At 37.2% G+C, this 18,275-nt stretch carries 21 protein-coding genes and 2 pseudogenes; 12 read left to right on the top strand and 11 right to left on the bottom strand.

The genetic code is table 11. The features are described 5' to 3' along the window. Positions 1 to 39: 39 nt before the first annotated feature. The 3 genes from H6F45_RS06865 to H6F45_RS26420 all read right to left on the bottom strand — a co-directional run bounded on the left by H6F45_RS06865 (position 40) and on the right by H6F45_RS26420 (position 2,976). Complete coding sequence (locus H6F45_RS06865; RefSeq protein ID WP_190346828.1) at positions 40 to 501, bottom strand: ABA4-like family protein; 462 nt, start codon at positions 499 to 501, stop codon at positions 40 to 42. A gap of 153 nt (positions 502 to 654) precedes the next feature. Beyond that, the gene (gene cobW, locus H6F45_RS06860; protein WP_190346827.1) at positions 655 to 1,707 is read right to left on the bottom strand and encodes a cobalamin biosynthesis protein CobW; all 1,053 of its coding nucleotides are present in this window, start codon (positions 1,705 to 1,707) and stop codon (positions 655 to 657) included. Positions 1,708 to 1,899: 192 nt separating this feature from the next. Beyond that, on the bottom strand, positions 1,900 to 2,976 hold the full coding sequence (locus H6F45_RS26420) for a pentapeptide repeat-containing protein (protein ID WP_242052563.1): 1,077 nt from the start codon (positions 2,974 to 2,976) through the stop codon (positions 1,900 to 1,902). Between the two features lie 156 nt (positions 2,977 to 3,132). Between H6F45_RS26420 and H6F45_RS06845 the strand changes: the two genes are divergently transcribed. The 4 genes and pseudogenes from H6F45_RS06845 (at position 3,133) to H6F45_RS26415 (ending at position 5,046) form a co-directional block, all read left to right on the top strand. Beyond that, on the top strand, positions 3,133 to 3,588 hold the full coding sequence (locus H6F45_RS06845; RefSeq protein ID WP_190346826.1) for a hypothetical protein: 456 nt from the start codon (positions 3,133 to 3,135) through the stop codon (positions 3,586 to 3,588). Continuing rightward, a complete protein-coding gene (locus tag H6F45_RS06840; protein WP_137667640.1) occupies positions 3,588 to 4,349 on the top strand; it encodes a DUF1828 domain-containing protein in 762 nt (253 codons plus the stop codon). Before H6F45_RS06845 ends, H6F45_RS06840 begins: the two co-directional genes overlap by 1 nt. Positions 4,350 to 4,372: 23 nt before the next feature. Beyond that, a complete protein-coding gene (locus H6F45_RS06835) occupies positions 4,373 to 4,693 on the top strand; it encodes a type II toxin-antitoxin system HicB family antitoxin (RefSeq protein WP_137667641.1) in 321 nt (106 codons plus the stop codon). After that, positions 4,690 to 5,046: pseudogene (locus tag H6F45_RS26415) on the top strand (XisI protein). The gene H6F45_RS06835 and the pseudogene H6F45_RS26415 overlap by 4 nt, the downstream one beginning before the upstream one ends. Here the strand turns inward: H6F45_RS26415 and H6F45_RS06825 are convergent. The 3 genes from H6F45_RS06825 to H6F45_RS06815 form a co-directional block, all read right to left on the bottom strand. Next, the gene (locus H6F45_RS06825; protein ID WP_137667642.1) at positions 5,043 to 5,306 is read right to left on the bottom strand and encodes a UPF0175 family protein; all 264 of its coding nucleotides are present in this window, start codon (positions 5,304 to 5,306) and stop codon (positions 5,043 to 5,045) included. The pseudogene H6F45_RS26415 and the gene H6F45_RS06825 overlap by 4 nt on opposite strands. An 18-nt stretch (positions 5,307 to 5,324) precedes the next feature. Next, positions 5,325 to 5,585, bottom strand: a complete 261-nt coding sequence (locus H6F45_RS06820) for a hypothetical protein (RefSeq protein WP_137667643.1) — start codon at positions 5,583 to 5,585, stop codon at positions 5,325 to 5,327. Between the two features lie 284 nt (positions 5,586 to 5,869). Next, positions 5,870 to 6,586, bottom strand: coding sequence for a heme oxygenase (biliverdin-producing) (locus tag H6F45_RS06815; RefSeq protein WP_096570668.1), 717 nt, complete (start codon positions 6,584 to 6,586; stop codon positions 5,870 to 5,872). A 397-nt stretch (positions 6,587 to 6,983) separates the two neighbouring features. Here H6F45_RS06815 and glmM point away from each other — a divergent pair, with 397 nt between their 5' ends. From glmM to H6F45_RS06800, 4 genes and pseudogenes are all read left to right on the top strand, one after another. Then, positions 6,984 to 8,450: a phosphoglucosamine mutase gene (glmM, locus tag H6F45_RS06810; RefSeq protein ID WP_137667644.1), complete on the top strand. Its 1,467-nt coding sequence runs from the start codon at positions 6,984 to 6,986 to the stop codon at positions 8,448 to 8,450. Between the two features lie 160 nt (positions 8,451 to 8,610). Continuing rightward, positions 8,611 to 8,790 (top strand): annotated as a pseudogene (locus tag H6F45_RS26410) (glycosyl transferase group 1); the annotation flags it as partial. A 141-nt stretch (positions 8,791 to 8,931) separates the two neighbouring features. Beyond that, positions 8,932 to 9,570: a peroxiredoxin gene (locus H6F45_RS06805; RefSeq protein WP_096570672.1), complete on the top strand. Its 639-nt coding sequence runs from the start codon at positions 8,932 to 8,934 to the stop codon at positions 9,568 to 9,570. A gap of 107 nt (positions 9,571 to 9,677) precedes the next feature. Beyond that, a complete protein-coding gene (locus H6F45_RS06800) occupies positions 9,678 to 10,262 on the top strand; it encodes a Uma2 family endonuclease (protein ID WP_190346825.1) in 585 nt (194 codons plus the stop codon). A gap of 48 nt (positions 10,263 to 10,310) precedes the next feature. Here the strand turns inward: H6F45_RS06800 and H6F45_RS06795 are convergent, their stop codons facing one another. The 5 genes from H6F45_RS06795 to H6F45_RS06775 form a co-directional block, all read right to left on the bottom strand. Then, a complete protein-coding gene (locus tag H6F45_RS06795; protein ID WP_190346824.1) occupies positions 10,311 to 10,616 on the bottom strand; it encodes a hypothetical protein in 306 nt (101 codons plus the stop codon). Between the two features lie 237 nt (positions 10,617 to 10,853). Beyond that, positions 10,854 to 11,009 carry a hypothetical protein gene (locus tag H6F45_RS06790; protein ID WP_162501880.1) on the bottom strand — a complete coding sequence of 52 codons (156 nt, stop codon included), beginning with the start codon at positions 11,007 to 11,009 and terminating at the stop codon, positions 10,854 to 10,856. Continuing rightward, positions 11,009 to 11,482, bottom strand: a complete 474-nt coding sequence (locus H6F45_RS06785) for a PIN domain-containing protein (protein ID WP_190346823.1) — start codon at positions 11,480 to 11,482, stop codon at positions 11,009 to 11,011. The genes H6F45_RS06790 and H6F45_RS06785 overlap by 1 nt, the downstream gene beginning before the upstream one ends. A gap of 252 nt (positions 11,483 to 11,734) precedes the next feature. Continuing rightward, entirely contained in the window at positions 11,735 to 12,541 is an 807-nt protein-coding gene (locus tag H6F45_RS06780) for a hypothetical protein (protein WP_190346822.1), read from the bottom strand. After that, positions 12,538 to 14,529: a Calx-beta domain-containing protein gene (locus H6F45_RS06775; protein ID WP_190346821.1), complete on the bottom strand. Its 1,992-nt coding sequence runs from the start codon at positions 14,527 to 14,529 to the stop codon at positions 12,538 to 12,540. The genes H6F45_RS06780 and H6F45_RS06775 overlap by 4 nt, the downstream gene beginning before the upstream one ends. Positions 14,530 to 14,883: 354 nt before the next feature. On the opposite strand from H6F45_RS06775, the gene H6F45_RS06770 reads away from it, so the two are divergent. From H6F45_RS06770 to H6F45_RS06755, 4 genes are all read left to right on the top strand, one after another. Continuing rightward, positions 14,884 to 15,858, top strand: a complete 975-nt coding sequence (locus H6F45_RS06770; RefSeq protein WP_096570676.1) for a cysteine synthase A — start codon at positions 14,884 to 14,886, stop codon at positions 15,856 to 15,858. A 151-nt stretch (positions 15,859 to 16,009) separates the two neighbouring features. Further along, a complete protein-coding gene (locus H6F45_RS06765; RefSeq protein WP_190346820.1) occupies positions 16,010 to 16,783 on the top strand; it encodes a peroxiredoxin-like family protein in 774 nt (257 codons plus the stop codon). Positions 16,784 to 16,936: 153 nt separating this feature from the next. Beyond that, on the top strand, positions 16,937 to 17,251 hold the full coding sequence (locus H6F45_RS06760) for a (2Fe-2S) ferredoxin domain-containing protein (protein ID WP_137669177.1): 315 nt from the start codon (positions 16,937 to 16,939) through the stop codon (positions 17,249 to 17,251). A 55-nt stretch (positions 17,252 to 17,306) separates the two neighbouring features. Beyond that, positions 17,307 to 17,981 carry a DUF5331 domain-containing protein gene (locus H6F45_RS06755; protein WP_190346819.1) on the top strand — a complete coding sequence of 225 codons (675 nt, stop codon included), beginning with the start codon at positions 17,307 to 17,309 and terminating at the stop codon, positions 17,979 to 17,981. Positions 17,982 to 18,275: the final 294 nt, after the last annotated feature.

Genomic DNA, 18,275 nt, shown 5'->3' with positions numbered 1-18,275 from the left:
GCTAAACCCCTACATTTTTATCAATTCTCAATTTTGCATCTAATTAACAGCAGCTTTTTCTTCTACTGTCACACTTTCACCTTTAGAAAAAGCTTTAAAAATCCAAGCTGTGAAAATATGAGAAAGTACACCCATTGGACCTGCAAATAAACACAAAGCTAAAGAGTGAATTGTCCAAACTCCGGTTTTTTGACCTTCCCAATAAATCCATCTTCCTACAAATAAATCCATCACCAGAAAATGAATCCAACCTGTAGCAGCAGCTTTTTCATCTGCAAAAAATTTGGCTATATCTGCTAACTGAGGATTTGATAAAGCAGCAGCATTTTCTGGGGTAATACTACTGACAAATAAATACACATAAGCAGCGGCTAAAACCACAAAAGGTAGATAAGATTCCATTACCTTGCGGGTGACTTTCCAGTTAGGTAACAAAATCATTACAGCCCAAAAGGGTAAAACAAACAAATTGGCGATATTGAATAAATCGGTGATATTCATATATTAGGGAATGGGGAATGGGGAATGGGGAATTGGGAATTGGGAATTGGGAATTGGGAATTGGGAATTGGGAATTGGGAATTGGGAATGGGTGATTAAAAACCTACAGACTCCTTGATTTCCTGACTCCTGACTCCTGAATCCTTCTATATCTTACAAAGCTACTAATTGAGATTCTATTTCTGATGATTGTAAATCACGACCGATAAAAACTAAACGGGTTTGTTTTGCTTCTTCTGGTTTCCAAGGACGATCATAAAATTTTTCAAATCTTGTTCCTACACCTTGCATCACTAACCGCATGGGTTTATTAGCAACTGCGACAAATCCTTTAATTCTGTAAATTTCTTGTTGTTCTGCAAGTTTCTTTAATGTTTCTTGCAGTTTTTCCGGGTCAAAGGTACGATTTAAAATGACGTGAGTTGAATTTATTTCATCATCGTGATCATGGTCTTCTTCTGTGTCGTGATGACTAGGACGAGAATCTAAATTATCTTCAACTGCGGATTCAAATCCTAATAATATAGATGGGTCAAGTTTACCATAATCACTAGAAACTATTTTCACTTCTCTAGGTAATTCATTTTTGACTAATTCTACTACTTGGGATTTTTGCTGATCATCAACTAAATCGGTTTTATTCAAAATCACTAAATCTGCACAAGCAAGCTGATCTTCAAACAATTCTTGTAACGGTGTTTCATGTTCTAGACTATCATCTTCTTGTCTTTGTGCGGCGATCGCTTCTAAATCACTTGCAAAAGTTCCCGCAGCAACAGCAGCACAATCTACCACTGTAATTACTGCATCTACTGTAGCAGCATTGCGGATTTCTTGCCAACGAAAGGCTTTAACTAAGGGTTTTGGTAATGCTAAACCAGAGGTTTCAATAACAATACAATCAATACTATCACGGCGTTTGATTAATTCCCGCATTGTGGGGTAAAATTCCTCTTGCACGGTGCAGCATAAACAGCCGTTTGTCAGTTCAAATATATTAGTATTTTCTGGATTTTCTTGTATTTCATCTTCGGGGCAAATTTGGCAGGATTTTAATAATTCTCCATCTATTCCAAGTTCGCCAAATTCGTTAACTAATACTGCTATGCGTCGTCCTTCGTTGTTTTGCAGTAGGTGACGGATGAGGCTGGTTTTACCGCTTCCTAAAAAGCCTGTGATGACTGTAACGGGGATTTTTGTTGCCATGTTTGGTGTGTTGTTTTGTTATTTGATTTTACCATATATCGCCAGACCCAGATCCCCGACTTCTTTTTTCAACTTGTCAATAAATTGTCAATTAATCTCAGAAGTCGGGGATCTTATTTTATGATCTTATTTTATTGAACCACGAAGGCACGAAGGACACGAAGGAAGAAGAGAAGAAGGAAGAAGGAAGTATTAAGAATATCCAATTTCTATCATCTTGAAAAATTCCTGCACTACTTCATCAGGATTGTTATAACATCTTTGGGCATCAAATCTTTCTACAACTTTGATACCGTTTTTCTTGAAAATGCGTTCTCTTTCTTGTTCTTCTACTCTGCGTTCTGCGGTGTGAAATTGTCCATCAACTTCTAAAACTCCCCATTTACCGTTATAACAAATAAGAAAATCAGCTTCTTTATTTTCTCTACCTTTGGATGTGGTGAGTCTTGCTAATGAGTTGGGGACAAATAAAACTCCAGTTCTGTCTAATGCTTCAGCAATTTTGATTTCTGTTTTTGAGCGGAAACGTAGGTTTTCCCAAGTGTGAATTGTTGAGTTTGAATAAAATTTAACTCCTTGGTTATTAGAAGTATTATCTACATCAATATTTTTTTCTGGCTTATTAACAGTATTCTCAATTTCGGTAGTTTTGCTTAAAATTAAATCTGTAGTTTCTATAATCTTTTTATATAAACTGGCAAATTCTCCAGGTGCATAATTACCATTTATGGGTCGTTTTTGTGTTTGTCTATAGAATGAAGTATTACTAAGATAAACATATTCGCAAATTACTTTATCTAAGTTTGTTTTACTGCTAATTAGCCAATCTTTGATAGAACAACCTGTTAAAGTTGCATTATCAAAATTTGTACCAATTACTTGAGAATTGGCTAAATTAGCCCCACCCAGATTAGCCCCACTCAGATTAGCCCTACTTAGGTCGGAAGTATCTAATCTAGCACCTCTCAGATCAGCCCCACTCAGATTAGCCCCACTTAGGTCAGCATATTGCACCTTAGCCCTTATTAGGTTGGCATTAACTAGGTCTGCGTTACTTAGGTCTGCGTTACTTAGTGTAGCTTGACATAGGTTAGCGTCTCTCAGGTTAGCATCTCTCAGGTTAGCGTCTCTCAGGTCAGCATCTCTCAGGTTAGCTTGACAAAGGTCAGCACTACTTAGGTCAGGTATTACATCCTGATTTTCCTCTATCCACTTATTCCAAACCCCTATCCCTTGCTTCAGTATTGCTAAATGCTCTGGATTTGCCATAATCTAGTTTTTATACCTAAAATTGCCAATATTGGAATTTTAAACTAATTTTATTAAGCTGAGAATGTAATCAAAATAGCGATCGCATTTGGAGTTAACTAGGTTTTTTAGTGTTTTATATGACACAATAACTTATGTTGTGTTTTTCAGCTACTGATGTTGACTCAAGCAGAATTTGAGGAATTTATAAATGATACAACAAAACAAATTGATGGTGATATTTTATGGATTGAAGATGAAGACCATTCTCCTACCGTAGAATTTCGTGTTGAGCTTACCTCAAATCCTGGTTATCCCATTTTTATTAAAGGTAGTTATAACCCGCTAACAGAAAAACTGACCTACGCACTCATCCATCGGGCTGCTGGTAGAATATATGCTTTGGATTTAGGACAAGATCATAAAAATCCTCATGGAAACCTAGTAGGAGAAAAACACAAGCATCGCTGGAAAGAGTCGTATCGAGATAAAGAAGCTTATGTTCCACCGGATATAACTGCTCCTGTCACTGATCCAGTCAAAGTATGGCAACAGTTTTGTCTAGAGTCAAAAATAAAGCATAATGGAATTATGCAAGATCCACCGCCATTACAGCTAGATTTATTCCTTTAATGTTAACCCCTTGTCAAGAAATTGCCAGAACGATTGGAGAGTTGTTTACCTGTTCAACGGTCAACGACTATATCCGTATACGTACCCCATTACTTTATCCTGATGGTGACGTTATTGATATATATCTAAAGGAAAAAAAGGGTCAATATATCTTGACAGATTTAGGTGAAACTTTACGCTGGCTACGGATGCAAACTATATCTGAGAAAAGGTCAGAAAAGCAAGAAACGCTAATTCAAGATACACTATTAACTCATGGTGTTGAAAAATACAAAGGAATGTTAATAATTAGGATACAAGGAAATGAAAACTTAGCTTCTGCTGTCACAACTTTATCGCAAGCAGCATTTAGAATTTCTGATATTTGGTTTACATTTAAGACTAGAGCTTTTGAGTCAATTCTAGAAGAAGTCGCAGAATTTTTAACAGACAAACAAATACCTTTTGAACAAAATAAGAAATTTGCAGGACGTTCTGGGCGTTCCCGAAAAGTAGATTTTTGCACCGAATATCGCCAACACACATCATTAATTGATGTACTAAGTACAGCAAGTGTGACAGCAGGTAATAGTAGGGCTGATAATGTTTTTACTGTTTGGTCAGACCTTAGCTACCTTCAAGAAAGAAATTACAAATTTATTTCATTATTTGACGATACTATAGACATTTGGAAACTTGAAAATATTACTCTTCTAGAACAAGTGTCTAATGTAGCATACTGGTCGCGCAAAGCTGAATTTCAAGAAATGCTCCTCATATAATATCATTTTTCATAAGTAAATTAATGAAATTTGTAAAACAATCTTTAGAATACTATTTAAACCTTAAATATTCTGTCACTCTTTACCCTGACGCAGAACAAGGTGGATATGTAGCAGAAATCAAAGACTTACCCGGATGTCTCACTCAAGGAGAAACCCTAGAAGAGATAATAACAAATATCAATGAAGCGCGGGAATTATGGATTGAAACAGCTTATGAAGCGGGTGATAATATTCCTTTACCCAGTGAAAAAAATATCATAAATGATCCACTAGCTGAGTTTATTGGAGTAGTAGAAAATGGGAGCTTAGCGCAAAATATAGATCAAGAATTATATGAATGAATAGTCAATTACTTATGGATACAAAATTAAAATATCAAGACATCATCAAAAGCATATTAACAGAAATCGCCGAATATCGTGCTTCTATACCTGATGGTTATAACTCCCAAGTTTTATTTGATGATGAACATGGACTTTATCTAGTATTAGATATTGGTTGGAATGATGATTAATATCTACATACCACACCTATTCATGTAGATTTGATTGATCATAAAATTTGGATTCAATATGATGATACAGAAGAAGGTATTGCTAATGATTTTATAGCAGCAGGTGTTCCTACACAGGATATTGTGCTTGGTTTTCGTCATCCTCAAATCAGACAATATACAAACTTTGCTATTAGTTAATATTTCATTTTTGCCTGATTTACTTCTGCCTGAAATTCCTCTAAACTCATACTATCATCAAAAATAGATATCTCATATTGAGACATTAATTCAATCACATCTAATCGAGATATTCCTAATAATTGACCTGCTTTACCACTGCTAATTTCTCCATGTTTCAGCAGCGTCATCACATAAGCTTCCTTAGCTTTAATCTCTGCTTCTTGTCTGATAGTATCTGTAACTGCATGGATGGGAATGGTAAATTCTACTTTAGTCATAAGATTGCGTAATTTATCTTAGTTTAATTGAATATTTCCCCTGCGAACTTCTCGCACAACTTCACAAATTTCTTCTGTTGTTAATGGGTTAGGATCATTTACTGCTTCTCTTCTCTTTCTTAATTCCTGCCAATCTATTTTAGGAGCTTTTTTAAAGAAAATACCATCTTCTGTGAAGCTAACTGCATATTTTTCACCATTAACAAATTGTTCTCGAATTTCTGGAGGAAGTTCTAAATTTCCTTCTGGTGTGAAAGTAATAGTAATTGTTTTTTCCATAATTACCTCATTACAGCAGGAGTCAGGAGTCAGAAGTCAGGAGTCAGAAGTAAAAGTGAGGTGAATTGAACTGACTTTATTTTACAGGACTGACGCACAATCTCTCTAGTGCGTAAGTCCTAATATAGATGATTTTAAAATTTAGGGGTAACTTCCCTCCGCTTGCTTTCATCCACAGAAAACAATCACAGGGAAATTACCCCTAATTCAATGGTTGTTAATTATAGACGAGACAATGAAAGGCTTTTAATACTGTCACCTGTCACCTGTCACCTGTCACCTAATTACTCAGCAGTCACCAATTCTGTACTACCTTTTGTCCGCTTACGAGTCAAGGTGTTATAAACCATGATACCGATCGCCTTGATCAAATTACCTTCTAACTCTTTGAACATCTTCATGTTTACACCAAAAGCGTCGTTAGCTTCTTCGACAATGCGATCGCCTGTAGCATCATCAATGGGCATTTCATCCAAATTTTGCCGATATTTGGCTTTAAATCCCTTCTCATCGCTAATATCTGCAAATTCATAAAAAGCTGTACCTTCAGCTTCACCCAGGTTCATCGCAGTTACAGCAATGTTTTTAAGAATTTGTCCACCAGACAAGTCACCCAAATAACGAGTATAGGAATGTGCAACCAACAATTCGGGTGCTGTAGCGGAAATTTCCCGAATGCGGTTTACATAAGTCTCACCAGCAGGGGATAATTTGATCTGCTCCCGCCAGTTATAACCATAGTAGTAAGCTAAATCCTGCTCTAAAGAATGCTTGCGGTTCAGTTCAGGAAAATAAATTTTACCCACAACAGGGTGATTTTTGTGCTTTTCCATCTCCTCTTCCATTGCTGAGTAGATGAAATAAAAGTTAGCAACCAGTTTCCGGTATGAATTTTTTTCTACCACTCCTTTTAAAAAGCACTTGACAAAACCAACGTTTTCTGCCATCGTATGCGCTTTTTTTGTACCTACTCGTAACTTGGAGGCTAAATTACTGCTCATGCTAAATTTCTCTACTTTAAAAAGTCAACTGTTGGGATTTTTGACAAATGGCGAAAAAATGCCACTAAAAGGTTACATTAGAACTATTTGATGAGAATTTATATTAAAATTCATTAAGTTACAGTGTTTTAGTATTTATTTATACCTTAATTCTGGCAATAGACATTTATTAGGTTATAAATACAAAGCTAATTGCTTGATTTAGCCAACAATGAGGATTTTTTATAGTAAACAATTAATAAGCACCTGTAATGTTACTTAACATAAAATCGTTAAAGTTCATAGTCATTCAGGAAAAATTACAGGTGTACTGTTTGTTAATAATTCCTCAGAATTGTTGAACAGGGATTAAAGTGTTATTCTCCGAAATGTTTAATGGTGTGGAGTGTTGAAAAATATGGTTTCTTCTATAACTCGGACTCAAAGCAGTATATCTGATGGTTATGTGGCCAGTCTTGCAAGTAATTTTGTTCCTAGTTTGCTATCCTTGCCAAAAACGCCGTTATTTGGTACAGATGGCATTCGGGGAAAAGTGGGAGAATTGTTAAATGCTCCTTTGGCTTTACAGGTTGGTTTTTGGGCGGGTATTGTTTTACGTGATCATGCTGCAAATAATGGTTTAGCAAAAAATGGACCGATAATTTTAGGTCAAGACTCCAGAAATTCTAGTGATATGCTGGCAATGGCGTTAAGTGCAGGTTTAACCGCCGCAGGGCTAGAAGTTTGGTATTTGGGTTTATGTCCCACTCCTTGCGTTGCTTATCTTACCAGCATCACAGAAGCTATCGGTGGTGTAATGATATCTGCCAGCCATAACCCACCAGAAGATAATGGTATTAAAATCTTTGGGGCAAATGGTACAAAGCTGTCAAAAGAATTACAAGGGCAAATAGAAGCGGGTTTGCGGGGTAAACTGGCAACTGTTAGCAGTGTAAGCAACTGTGGAAAGCATTATTTAAGAACAGAATTAATTGGAGATTACGGACAGGCACTGCAACAACCATTACAGCCACAAGTAAATCTGCAAGGAATGAAAATTGTCTTAGATGTGGCTTGGGGTGCGGCTGTGGGGTTAGCATCGACCGTATTTACTCAGATGGGCGCGGATGTAATTTGCTTGCATAACCAAGCGGATGGCGATCGCATTAACGTCAATTGCGGTTCTACCCATTTAGATATTTTAGCTGACGCAGTGAAAGAGTATAAAGCCGATATGGGTTTTGCCTTTGATGGCGATGCAGATCGAGTATTAGCTGTAGATAATACTGGTAGACAAGTAAACGGTGATTACATTCTTTACCTTTGGGGTTGTCATTTGCAAGAGCAACAAAAATTACCAGATAACTTGATTATTTCCACAGTCATGGCTAACCTGGGATTTGAGAAAGCTTGGGAAAAGCAGGGTGGTAAATTAATTCGTACCGCCGTCGGGGATCAGTACGTACAAGCAGAAATGTTAAAAACTGGGGGAATGTTAGGGGGAGAACAATCAGGACATATCCTATGTCGTCATTATGGCATGACTGGAGATGGTTTATTAACAGGATTACATTTAGCCGCAGTGGTGAAAGCAGCAGGAGTTTCCTTAGCAGAAATGGTAGATCAAAGTTTTCAAACCTATCCGCAACTATTACAAAACGTGAGAGTAGAAGACAGAGAAAAACGCTTAGGTTGGGAAAAATGCGAACCAGTACAGAGAGCGATCGCCAAAGCCGAAGCCGCAATGGGTGATAATGGACGGATATTAGTCCGTGCATCTGGCACAGAACCAGTAATTAGAGTTATGGTAGAAGCTGCGGATACGGAATTGGTAAACTATTGGACAAAGGAATTAGTTTCACAAGTTCAAGAACACATAGCGTAAACAGTTACAGCACTTTCCTTTGTAATGAGGTACACGATTGGTGGGCAAGACTTGTACTGAGCTTGTCGAAGTATGCCCACCCCACAAGAGTTTCATAATTATGATTTGTACCTCATAATAATGAAATCTGCTGTATGTTCAAAACCAAGAAAAAAACCAAGTTGAATCAATTTTTGAGTTATTAAAAACAGCTTTATCAAATATCCAAGAATGTCAACGACGGGGGTTAAATGCTAAAGAATATGCGTTAAATAATTTTAGCTGCGATGCGATCGCACAACAAGTAATTCAAGCATATCAAGAAATTATGGCAGGAGCCAGGAGTCAGGAGTCAGAATAAAGAATTAATGGGATTGATATCCTCAGAGTTAAGAAACTTAAAATTTTGTTGCAATCTGCAAAATGTCCATAGGATAATAGTTGATTTGTGTCATACTGTCAAAGTAAAATAACTATCTTTTCTAATTACAGGGAATCTAGCATGGCTCTCCGTCTTGGTGATACAGTACCTAACTTTACACAAGCGTCTACACACGGCGACATCAATTTTTATGAATGGGCGGGTGATAGCTGGGTAGTATTATTTTCTCACCCTGCTGACTATACACCTGTTTGCACCACAGAATTAGGTACAGTTGCAAAGTTAAAACCCGAATTTGACAAACGCAACGTGAAAGCGATCGCTCTCAGTGTTGATGATGTAGAATCTCATAACGGTTGGGTAGGTGATATCGAAGAAACCCAAAACACCGCCCTCAACTACCCAATTTTGGCAGATGCAGACAAAAAGGTTTCTGACCTTTATGATATGATTCATCCTAACGCGGCTGCAAACATCACAGTGCGTTCTGTATTCATTATCGATCCCAACAAAAAATTACGTCTTTCTTTCACCTACCCCCCCAGCACTGGACGCAATTTTGATGAATTATTGCGGGTAATTGACTCTTTACAATTGACAGATAACTACAGTGTTGCTACACCAGCAGACTGGAAAGATGGTGATGATTGTGTAATTGTTCCATCCTTAAAAGATCCCGAAGTTCTCAAAGAGAAATTCCCCAAAGGTTATCAAGAAATTAAACCTTATTTACGCATGACTCCCCAACCTAATAAATAGTTTTCATTACCATAAATATTCATTCGTAGGGTGGGTTAAAGATTTTATAACCCACCGTTTTTTTATATAATACAATAAGTTAGATCAGCAAAGTAGGATTAAAGATAATGCTATCATCACCTATAGTTTTTCAATTACCATCATCAGTTAAAATGACAGATGAACAATTTTTTGATTTCTGTCAAATTAACCGTAACTTACGCATTGAGAGAAATAAATTTGGAGAAATATCAATTATGTCACCAGCAGGATCAGAAACCGGAAACAGAGAGATTAATATTCTAGGACAGTTGTGGGTATGGACAGAAAAAGATGGTACGGGTATTGCTTTTTCTTCCAGTACAGGTTTTAAACTTTCCACAAGTGCAGAACGTTCTCCCGATGCTTCCTGGATAAAATTAGAAAGATGGAATACTTTGACACCAGAACAACAGAAAAAGTTTGCTCCTATTTGTCCAGATTTTATCATTGAATTAAGGTCAGCTTCCGATAATTTGCAACCATTAAAAGAGAAAATGATGGAATACATGGAAGAACCCGGAATACAATTAGGATTATTAATTGATCGTAAACATCGCCGAGTTTATATTTATCGTCCTGGACAACCAGTGGAATGTTTAGAAAATCCTGAAACCGTAAATTGTGATCCTATTTTACCAGGGTTTGTTTTGAATATGGCGAAAATTTGGTGATTGTGATTGTTGGTTTAATGGAAAATATTAATATTCATCCAACAAATTTTATTTCATCTTTGGTAATTTTGATTCTAGAAATAGTTTATAAACAAAAAAAGCTAAAGCAGCAATTACAACAATTCTTGCTATAAATAATAATATCTGCACGACAACCACGGCAGCAACAGCAAGTCCCGAAAATTTAGCCGCAAAAATTACTGTTTTTTTCGCTGGTTTTTGAGAATTGTCTGGTTGATATTTTTGTGTTGGATAAAAAGGCGCTTCATGAGAATTTATGAGATTATCTATTTCTTGCAGTCGCTTATCTACTCGGCGTTGTAGTTTTCTATTATGTTCATCTTGTGATGTCATTTGTATTCACTCCAGATAGTGAGTTATGTTGTATTATAGCTCACATTCAAATTAGCGATCGCCATTTCTAAAGTCATCATTTATTTGTTTCTCCTCTAACTTTAAGTTACTTCTATTTTAGCAAGCGATCGCACATCCCCCAAATCTCAATAGAAAGGCGATCGCTCTCCTTCATCCCAAAAAATCGCATTTCACCCTCCCATCAGCAAAGCGATCATTATTAAACAATAAGTAAGGTTATTGACTGTTTAATTTATTTTTTCTTTGTTTATATTGTTGTTGTAATTCTATATAATACTGAATTAATTTCTGTGGATCATGCTGATTATTTTGAGAAATTTGATGACGAATTTCTCGGATTTGTTGCAGTACAGAATCATCTAGAGTAATCATTATTCATTATCCATTAATTCTAAGGGAGTTACCAAGGCAGGAACATACAAACCTAGCATAACATTAACTCGCCTAATATGCCCAAACTTGTTAGCGTTAGCTAAGTGACGACAATTCCAAGTTAGCAGGAAATCACATTTATGATAGGATGCTATGGCAAGATGGAGAGCATCACCTAAAGGATCATTAGGCATAACCTGATTTTGAATATAGGTTTGTACAATTTCCACAATTTCTGGTTCAATATCTATCAAAGGAATATCATTCAGAAGTTCAATGACTTCTTCTTTATTGGGGAAATTGCCTTTATTAAGTTCATCTAAAACCGCAATACTTGTCACAACTTCATATTGCTGCCTTACTGTATTCCACCAAAAACGAGTCCATTCTTTACGCGCTATCATATCCGGTTCAGTCCGAATTTCATAGTAAAAGCTAGGAATACTGGTTTCAATGTAAATTTTTGATTTCACAATCTTGAATTTATAAATTTCTGATTTTAACACGGAAAGGGTGATATCTACTTTAGTTTTACCATGATCGCAGTTACCACCTCCCCAACAGCGTTAGCGTAGCTCACCGCAGGTATCGCTCTCTCGCATCCCCACACAAGCGATCGCACATCCCCCAAATCTCAATAGAAAGGCGATCGCTTTCCCATCGTCACTGTAGCAGAATAGCAGTTTTAGGTATCAATATTTTATTATTTCAACCCAAGCTATTGACTAGATCACAGTAAACTGAGTGGGAAAACCCAACAGTTGAAGATCAGCAAGATAAAGAGATTTGCGATTACCTACAGCATCTCTAAGAGAAAAATAATCAAGTGTCCAAATTCCTGCTTCACTAAATTGAGGAACAGTTAGTCTATCACTATCAATACCATTTTGTGCTGTTCCAGATGTACGATCAGAAGAATCCAAAAGCACAGAAACAGATTGTTGTCCTGAAGGACTTTGGAAACGTGCTATTGCATAACTATTAGATGAAACTAAACCACTCATATCATCAGTAATCTGGGCTGTAACTGTTATAGATTGAGCAGATATAGATGTATTTACTGAAGTTGTTGATAATGAAAAACTTCCTAAAGATGGTGCTGTTGTATCAGGACTACCAACCACAGTAAACTGAGTGGGAAAACCCAACAGTTGAAGATCAGCAAGATAAAGAGATTTGCGATTACCTACAGCATCTCTAAGAGAAAAATAATCAAGTGTCCAAATTCCTGCTTCACTAAATTGAGGAACAGTTAGTCTATCACTATAAATACCATTTTGCGCTGTTCCAGATGTACGATCAGAAGAATCCAAAAGCACAGAAACAGATTGTTGTCCTGAAGGACTTTGGAAACGTGCTATTGCATAACTATTAGATGAAACTAAACCACTCATATCATCAGTAATCTGGGCTGTAACTGTTATAGATTGAGCAGATATAGATGTATTTACTGAAGTTGTTGATAATGAAAAACTTCCTAAAGATGGTGCTGTTGTATCTGTGGTGGATTGATCATTATCTGCAATTGTCACAGTCCTATAACCGTCTCATCACCCTCAAAACCTGTATCATCAACAGGTGTCACATTCACTACCGCTGTGGATGCACCAGCCGCAAAACTAACATTTCCCGGTAAACTCGTATAATCTGTACCATTAACCGCTGTCCCCACAACTGTATAATTAACAGTTAAAGCTGAAGCTAAATTACCAATTCTCGTTAAAGTAAATCTACCAGGATTTGCAGTTTGTCCTGTGATAGTTTCCCCAGCAGTCGCATCTGTAGCAGCAATAGTAATCACAGGGATATCATTATCTGCAATATTCACAGTCGCAGTTTTCGTAGTTCCCAAACTGTAACCTGTTCCCGTTGCTAGGTTGAGTGTCACTGTTTCTGTTGCTTCCGAAGTTGTATCATCAACAGGTGTCACATTCACTACCGCTGTGGATGCACCAGCCGCAAAACTAACATTTCCCGGTAAACTCGTATAATCTGTACCATTAACCGCTGTCCCCACAACTGTATAATTAACAGTTAAAGCCGAAGCTAAATTACCAATTCTCGTTAAAGTAAATCTACCAGGATTTGCAGTTTGTCCTGTGATAGTTTCCCCAGCAGTCGCATATGTAGCAGCAATAGTAATCACAGGGATATCATTATCTGCAATATTCACAGTCGCAGTTTTCGTAGTTCCCAAACTGTAACCTGTTCCCGTTGCTAGGTTGAGTGTCACTGTTTCTGTTGCTTCCGAAGTTGTATTATCAATCGGTGTCACATTCACTACCGCTGTGGATGCACCAGCCGCAAAGCTAACATTTCCCGGTAAACTCGTATAATCTGTACCATTAACTGCTGTCCCCACCACTGTATAATTAACAGTTAAAGCCGAAGCTAAATTCCCAATTCTCGTTAAAGTAAATCTACCAGGATTTGCAGTTTGTCCTGTGATAGTTTCCCCAGCAGTCGCATATGTAGCAGCAATAGTAATCACAGGGATATCATTATCTGCAATATTCACAGTCGCAGTTTTCGTAGTTCCCAAACTGTAACCTGTTCCCGTTGCTAGGTTGAGTGTCACTGTTTCTGTTGCTTCCGAAGTTGTATTATCAATCGGTGTCACATTCACTACCGCTGTGGATGCACCAGCCGCAAAGCTAACATTTCCCGGTAAACTCGTATAATCTGTACCATTAACTGCTGTCCCCACCACTGTATAATTAACAGTTAAAGCCGAAGTGAGATCCCCAGCACGGCTAAGTGTAAATCTACCAGGATTGGTAGTTTGTCCTGTTACCGTTTCTGCTGCACTTGCATCACTAGCAGTAATAGTAATTGTTGGTACAGTTGATTGTTCAACGATTAAAGATTTACCATCTACAAAAATTGTAGTTGTATCATCTTGATTTTTAATATCTGCAATTTGACTAGGATTAAGCTGTTTACCTGTCACAAATGCTGCCAATAATTCTCCCTCATCACCAGGGGTATCAGTAGAATTAATTTCTTTGTCTAACCAATGTCCAGTTTCTTCTATAATTGCTTCTTTAATTAATTCAGTATTTCCACCGCTAAGTAATTCTTCGTTAAGATAAATTTTATTGGTTTCTCCAGAAAACGCGCCTAATGTACCTGTGGGAAATACGGATGAGTTTAAGACTTCTATCTGTGGTAACGCAGTCAAATTACCAACTAACCACTGAGAATGGATGTCTTGTAATCTCCCTGCGTTGAAATTATCTCCAAAAACCAAGTGTATTTGTGATTGAAAATCTGGAGATTGTGCAAACTCTTGCAGAGTAACCGCAGGTTGCCAACCAAGTATATTATCCCATGATAGGGGTGTTGCTACTATATTATGTAGGGCTTGAGATGTTTCAACTGTAGATAATAAAGATGTATTACAACTAAAGTCAGTTACATCAAGATAATGGAAAATATTAATAGATGCAGAAATATTGTTTTCCTGTCCAGGAAGTAGAAGGGATAAATCCTGGCTGCTATTTAGTATTAGTTCACTCATGGTAATGCACCTTATTGAAGGACTGACTTGATTAATATTTTATTTTGCTCTTATAGCTATAAGATATAGTATTATTACTGAATCAAGTATAAATTAATGATAAAATTAATTGACCAATCACTCCTACAAAACTTCTGTTTCCGCTGTTTTGCAGACCATTACACCAACAAACAGCTATTACTAACAGCAATTTATACAAACTACTTATTCTTTCTTCAGTTAGTTGTGCGTAATTCTTCTGAAATTGAAACTTACCCATCTAGCTGAATGATCTAGCGCAAGTTATCTAGGGACATCTAAGATAGATTCAACAATACGGCAAAATTTGAGAGGAAAGAACTCAACTCAATTAACATGGATATAAAACAAGGATTTGTAGGTACTATTGGTAACACACCACTGATTCGTTTAAACAGCTTTAGTGAAGAAACTGGTTGCGAAATTTTAGCCAAAGCAGAATTTCTCAATCCCGGAGGTTCTGTCAAAGATCGTGCAGCATTGTACATTATTGAAGATGCAGAAAAAAAAGGTTTACTCAAACCCGGTGGTACAGTAGTGGAAGGAACTGCGGGTAATACGGGAATCGGATTAGCGCATATCTGTAATGCTAAAGGTTATAAATGTCTGATTATTATTCCCAATACCCAATCTCAAGAAAAAATAGACGCGCTGACAACCTTGGGTGCGGAAGTTCGTCCTGTTCCGGCTGTACCCTACAAAGACCCTAATAATTACGTTAAATTATCTGGTAGAATTGCCACCGAGATGGAAAACGCCATTTGGGCGAATCAATTTGATAATTTAGCAAATCGTCAAGCCCATTACGAAACCACCGGTGAGGAAATTTGGCGACAAACAGAGGGTAAAATTGATGGTTGGGTAGCTGCAACCGGTACAGGTGGAACTTTTGCAGGTGTGGCAATGTGTTTGAAAGAAAAGAACCCCAATGTTAAATGTGTTGTTGCCGATCCGATGGGTAGCGGTTTATATAGCTATGTGAAAACCGGCGAAATCAAAATCGAAGGTAGTTCTATTACTGAAGGTATTGGTAACAGTAGAATTACCGCTAATATGGAAGGCGTACCCATTGATGATGCCATTCAAATTGATGATCAAGAAGCTTTACGAGTGGTTTATCAACTATTAAGAAAAGATGGTTTATTAATGGGTGGTTCAACAGGAATTAATGTTGGTGCTGCGGTGGCTTTAGCGAAACAATTGGGACCCGGACATACTATTGTGACTATTCTTTGTGACAGCGGATCTCGCTATCAATCACGGATATTTAACAAAGAATGGTTAGCTAGTAAAGGGTTGTCTGTTAGTTAAAGGGTTGATAAGATCCCCGACTTCTTTGATGATCGTGTCAATAAATTGTGAATTTATCGCAGAAGTCGGGGATCTGGGGATGATATTTTTGAAAGTTGATTTACTTAAAACTGATGAAATCCAAAATCCAAAATCTAAAATCTAAAATCCTATGAATCCCTACATTATTTTTTCTCAAACCAAACTTCAATGTGTGAGTGATGGCACTATAAAACCGTTGTTAGAAAATTGCGAAAGTGCTGCAAAAATCCTAGTTTTAGTATTGCCACAACTGGGAGATTTTGATAGTTTAGAATATGCCTGGTGGTTACAGCGAGAAGCGCAAAATTTAGCAAATCAAAAAATTGCTATTCGTGCAGTAGGTATTGGGAATCTCACTTCTGGAAGAAAATTCTGTGAATATACAGGATTTCCCCAAGAAAATTTATTTGTTGATGAAAATGCCGAATTACATCAAAAACTGAATCTTTATCCAGGTTTAAAAGTTTCTGTTCCTGGACTTTCTCTAGGTCAGAAATCTTGGTTAAATTTAATGTTAATGTGTGCAGGTATTGGTAGTCCTGGAACATTAAAAGAAGTTTTTAGAGGATATAAAGGAGATAAACAAGCACCCCAACTTATAGCAGATGATGAAATGATTGAAGGTACTCCTTTACCAGCTTTTAAAGGTTCGTTTTTTAAACTAGCTGGAGGTAGTGGTTTTCAACGTCCTTTTGAATTAGCTACTCTGCGACTGAAAAATATGGTAGAAGTATTAAAAAATTGGTCAACTTATGTACCATCATCTGCTTATTTAACTCAACGTGGTGGAACATTTTTATTTAATAATCAAGGTGAATTACTTTATGAACATCGAGATCCAGGAATTTTAGGTTTTGCTGCTAACATGAGTCAACCTCTATCATTTTTACCAATTGATAATTGAAAATTGACAATTGATAATTGTTTTATTCAAGATATCGCAGATTGCAGATTGATGAGGTACAGCATTTAAGTTTAAAGCCACTCACCAAGCCAGTTTTCCTCCTGCCTCCTGCCTCCTGCCTCCTGCTATAATTCAAAATTTAGGTTATTCGTAATGTTAAATCTACCAACAGAAGATCAAGTAGAATCTACTAAATGTGTGCAGGTGTGTCAACATCGTAGCTGTATCAAACAAGGTGCAAAAGAAGTATTAGCAGCTTTTCAAGCTTCATCCGTTCCTGATGTGACAGTTACAGCTAGTGGCTGCTTGGGTCAGTGTGGTAATGGTCCAATGGTGCTAGTGTTACCTGAGATGGTGTGGTATTGTCGGGTTTTACCTCTGGAAGTACACCTAGTGGTGGAAAAACATTTAATAGGTGGTCAAAGAGTCCGCAGAATGCTATATCATCGTTTTCATCCTCAGAGATAATGCTGATGAAAAAATATCCGAAAACAGCATCTTGTTCACGGAAGCGAGAAAACTGATGGACATTAAGCAGCTACGCCAAGTTTTAAAATTAAAGTGGTTAACTTACTATCAAGAAAATATTTCTTGGTTAACAAAAATGCAAATTTGGCGCACCTATGATGGTGTGAGACGACCTTCATCTGGTTATATTTTAGCCACTCTCTCGGTTTTAGAACCGCGGTTACAGCACATACTTCCTTTTATTCTGGAGTTAAATAATAATCCTGATCAAATAGTCACTGCTTTAGGTTTGAATTTTAATCCTGATGAGGAGTTGCGTTTATTAGAATTAGAAAAATCTTTAGCTAAAAACCAAATTGTTCACAAAAATTCTGTGACTTGTTCTCATACAGATACACAGATAAAACAAGATTTTCAGTCTAGGGTTGAACCGAAAAAAAAACAGGTATTGTTAAGAATTGTTCCCAGTGTTGAACACAAACAGCAATCTGTTTCTGCGGTGACAATTAGCAAACCAGTAGATCATCATTTTACCGCAGCTAGGGAAGAAATATCTCAGAAAACCCATAGATTAGGAATTGGGCGATTACCAAATATCACAGAACCAATTCCTATCAAATATCAATTTACAGGTCTTCCCGTCAAAGAAATTTCTTATATTTCTGCTACTACTAACGCCCGCAGTTTACCCGCTTGGATGGATGAATTTTGTCCAGGGGTGAATAGGTGACTGGGGACTGGGGACCTCACAGGGGTAGGTTTTTAATATAATCTGTGAAGGCAAGACCAGGAAGACAAGGAAGGCTTGTCCTGAGCGTAGTCGAAGGGATGGACAAGGAAGATTTTATACGGACAATGGTTTTTTGACGGACTATTTTTGTGACTAAGAATACAGACTTTGTACTGTTTTCCTCCCTTGTCACCTTGTCCACCTTGTCCACCAAGTCTTGCCCTGACGACAATGTAAAATACCTACCCTTGTGAGGGACTGGGGACTGGTAAGAAAGCAGGGGGGTAGGGTGCA

It is taken from the genome of Sphaerospermopsis sp. FACHB-1194 (assembly GCF_014696235.1).
GTDB lineage: Bacteria > Cyanobacteriota > Cyanobacteriia > Cyanobacteriales > Nostocaceae > Sphaerospermopsis > Sphaerospermopsis kisseleviana.
This window is presented reverse-complemented; position numbering and strand designations above follow the sequence as displayed.

Excerpts from the sequence above, each read along its gene's own strand:
- cobW (WP_190346827.1), bottom strand. The coding sequence starts at position 1,707 with ATGGCAACAAAAATCCCCGTTACAGTCATCACAGGCTTTTTAGGAAGC.
- H6F45_RS06800 (WP_190346825.1), top strand. The coding sequence starts at position 9,678 with ATGCTATCATCACCTATAGTTTTTCAATTACCATCATCAGTTAAAATG.
- H6F45_RS06845 (WP_190346826.1), top strand. The coding sequence starts at position 3,133 with ATGTTGACTCAAGCAGAATTTGAGGAATTTATAAATGATACAACAAAA.
- H6F45_RS06795 (WP_190346824.1), bottom strand. The coding sequence starts at position 10,616 with ATGACATCACAAGATGAACATAATAGAAAACTACAACGCCGAGTAGAT.
- H6F45_RS26420 (WP_242052563.1), bottom strand. The coding sequence starts at position 2,976 with ATGGCAAATCCAGAGCATTTAGCAATACTGAAGCAAGGGATAGGGGTT.
- H6F45_RS06825 (WP_137667642.1), bottom strand. The coding sequence starts at position 5,306 with ATGACTAAAGTAGAATTTACCATTCCCATCCATGCAGTTACAGATACT.
- H6F45_RS06820 (WP_137667643.1), bottom strand. The coding sequence starts at position 5,585 with ATGGAAAAAACAATTACTATTACTTTCACACCAGAAGGAAATTTAGAA.
- H6F45_RS06755 (WP_190346819.1), top strand. The coding sequence starts at position 17,307 with ATGGACATTAAGCAGCTACGCCAAGTTTTAAAATTAAAGTGGTTAACT.
- H6F45_RS06770 (WP_096570676.1), top strand. The coding sequence starts at position 14,884 with ATGGATATAAAACAAGGATTTGTAGGTACTATTGGTAACACACCACTG.
- H6F45_RS06865 (WP_190346828.1), bottom strand. The coding sequence starts at position 501 with ATGAATATCACCGATTTATTCAATATCGCCAATTTGTTTGTTTTACCC.
- H6F45_RS06835 (WP_137667641.1), top strand. The coding sequence starts at position 4,373 with ATGAAATTTGTAAAACAATCTTTAGAATACTATTTAAACCTTAAATAT.
- H6F45_RS06775 (WP_190346821.1), bottom strand. The coding sequence starts at position 14,529 with ATGAGTGAACTAATACTAAATAGCAGCCAGGATTTATCCCTTCTACTT.
- H6F45_RS06790 (WP_162501880.1), bottom strand. The coding sequence starts at position 11,009 with ATGATTACTCTAGATGATTCTGTACTGCAACAAATCCGAGAAATTCGT.
- H6F45_RS06760 (WP_137669177.1), top strand. The coding sequence starts at position 16,937 with ATGTTAAATCTACCAACAGAAGATCAAGTAGAATCTACTAAATGTGTG.
- glmM (WP_137667644.1), top strand. The coding sequence starts at position 6,984 with ATGGTTTCTTCTATAACTCGGACTCAAAGCAGTATATCTGATGGTTAT.
- H6F45_RS06765 (WP_190346820.1), top strand. The coding sequence starts at position 16,010 with ATGAATCCCTACATTATTTTTTCTCAAACCAAACTTCAATGTGTGAGT.
- H6F45_RS06805 (WP_096570672.1), top strand. The coding sequence starts at position 8,932 with ATGGCTCTCCGTCTTGGTGATACAGTACCTAACTTTACACAAGCGTCT.
- H6F45_RS06840 (WP_137667640.1), top strand. The coding sequence starts at position 3,588 with ATGTTAACCCCTTGTCAAGAAATTGCCAGAACGATTGGAGAGTTGTTT.
- H6F45_RS06815 (WP_096570668.1), bottom strand. The coding sequence starts at position 6,586 with ATGAGCAGTAATTTAGCCTCCAAGTTACGAGTAGGTACAAAAAAAGCG.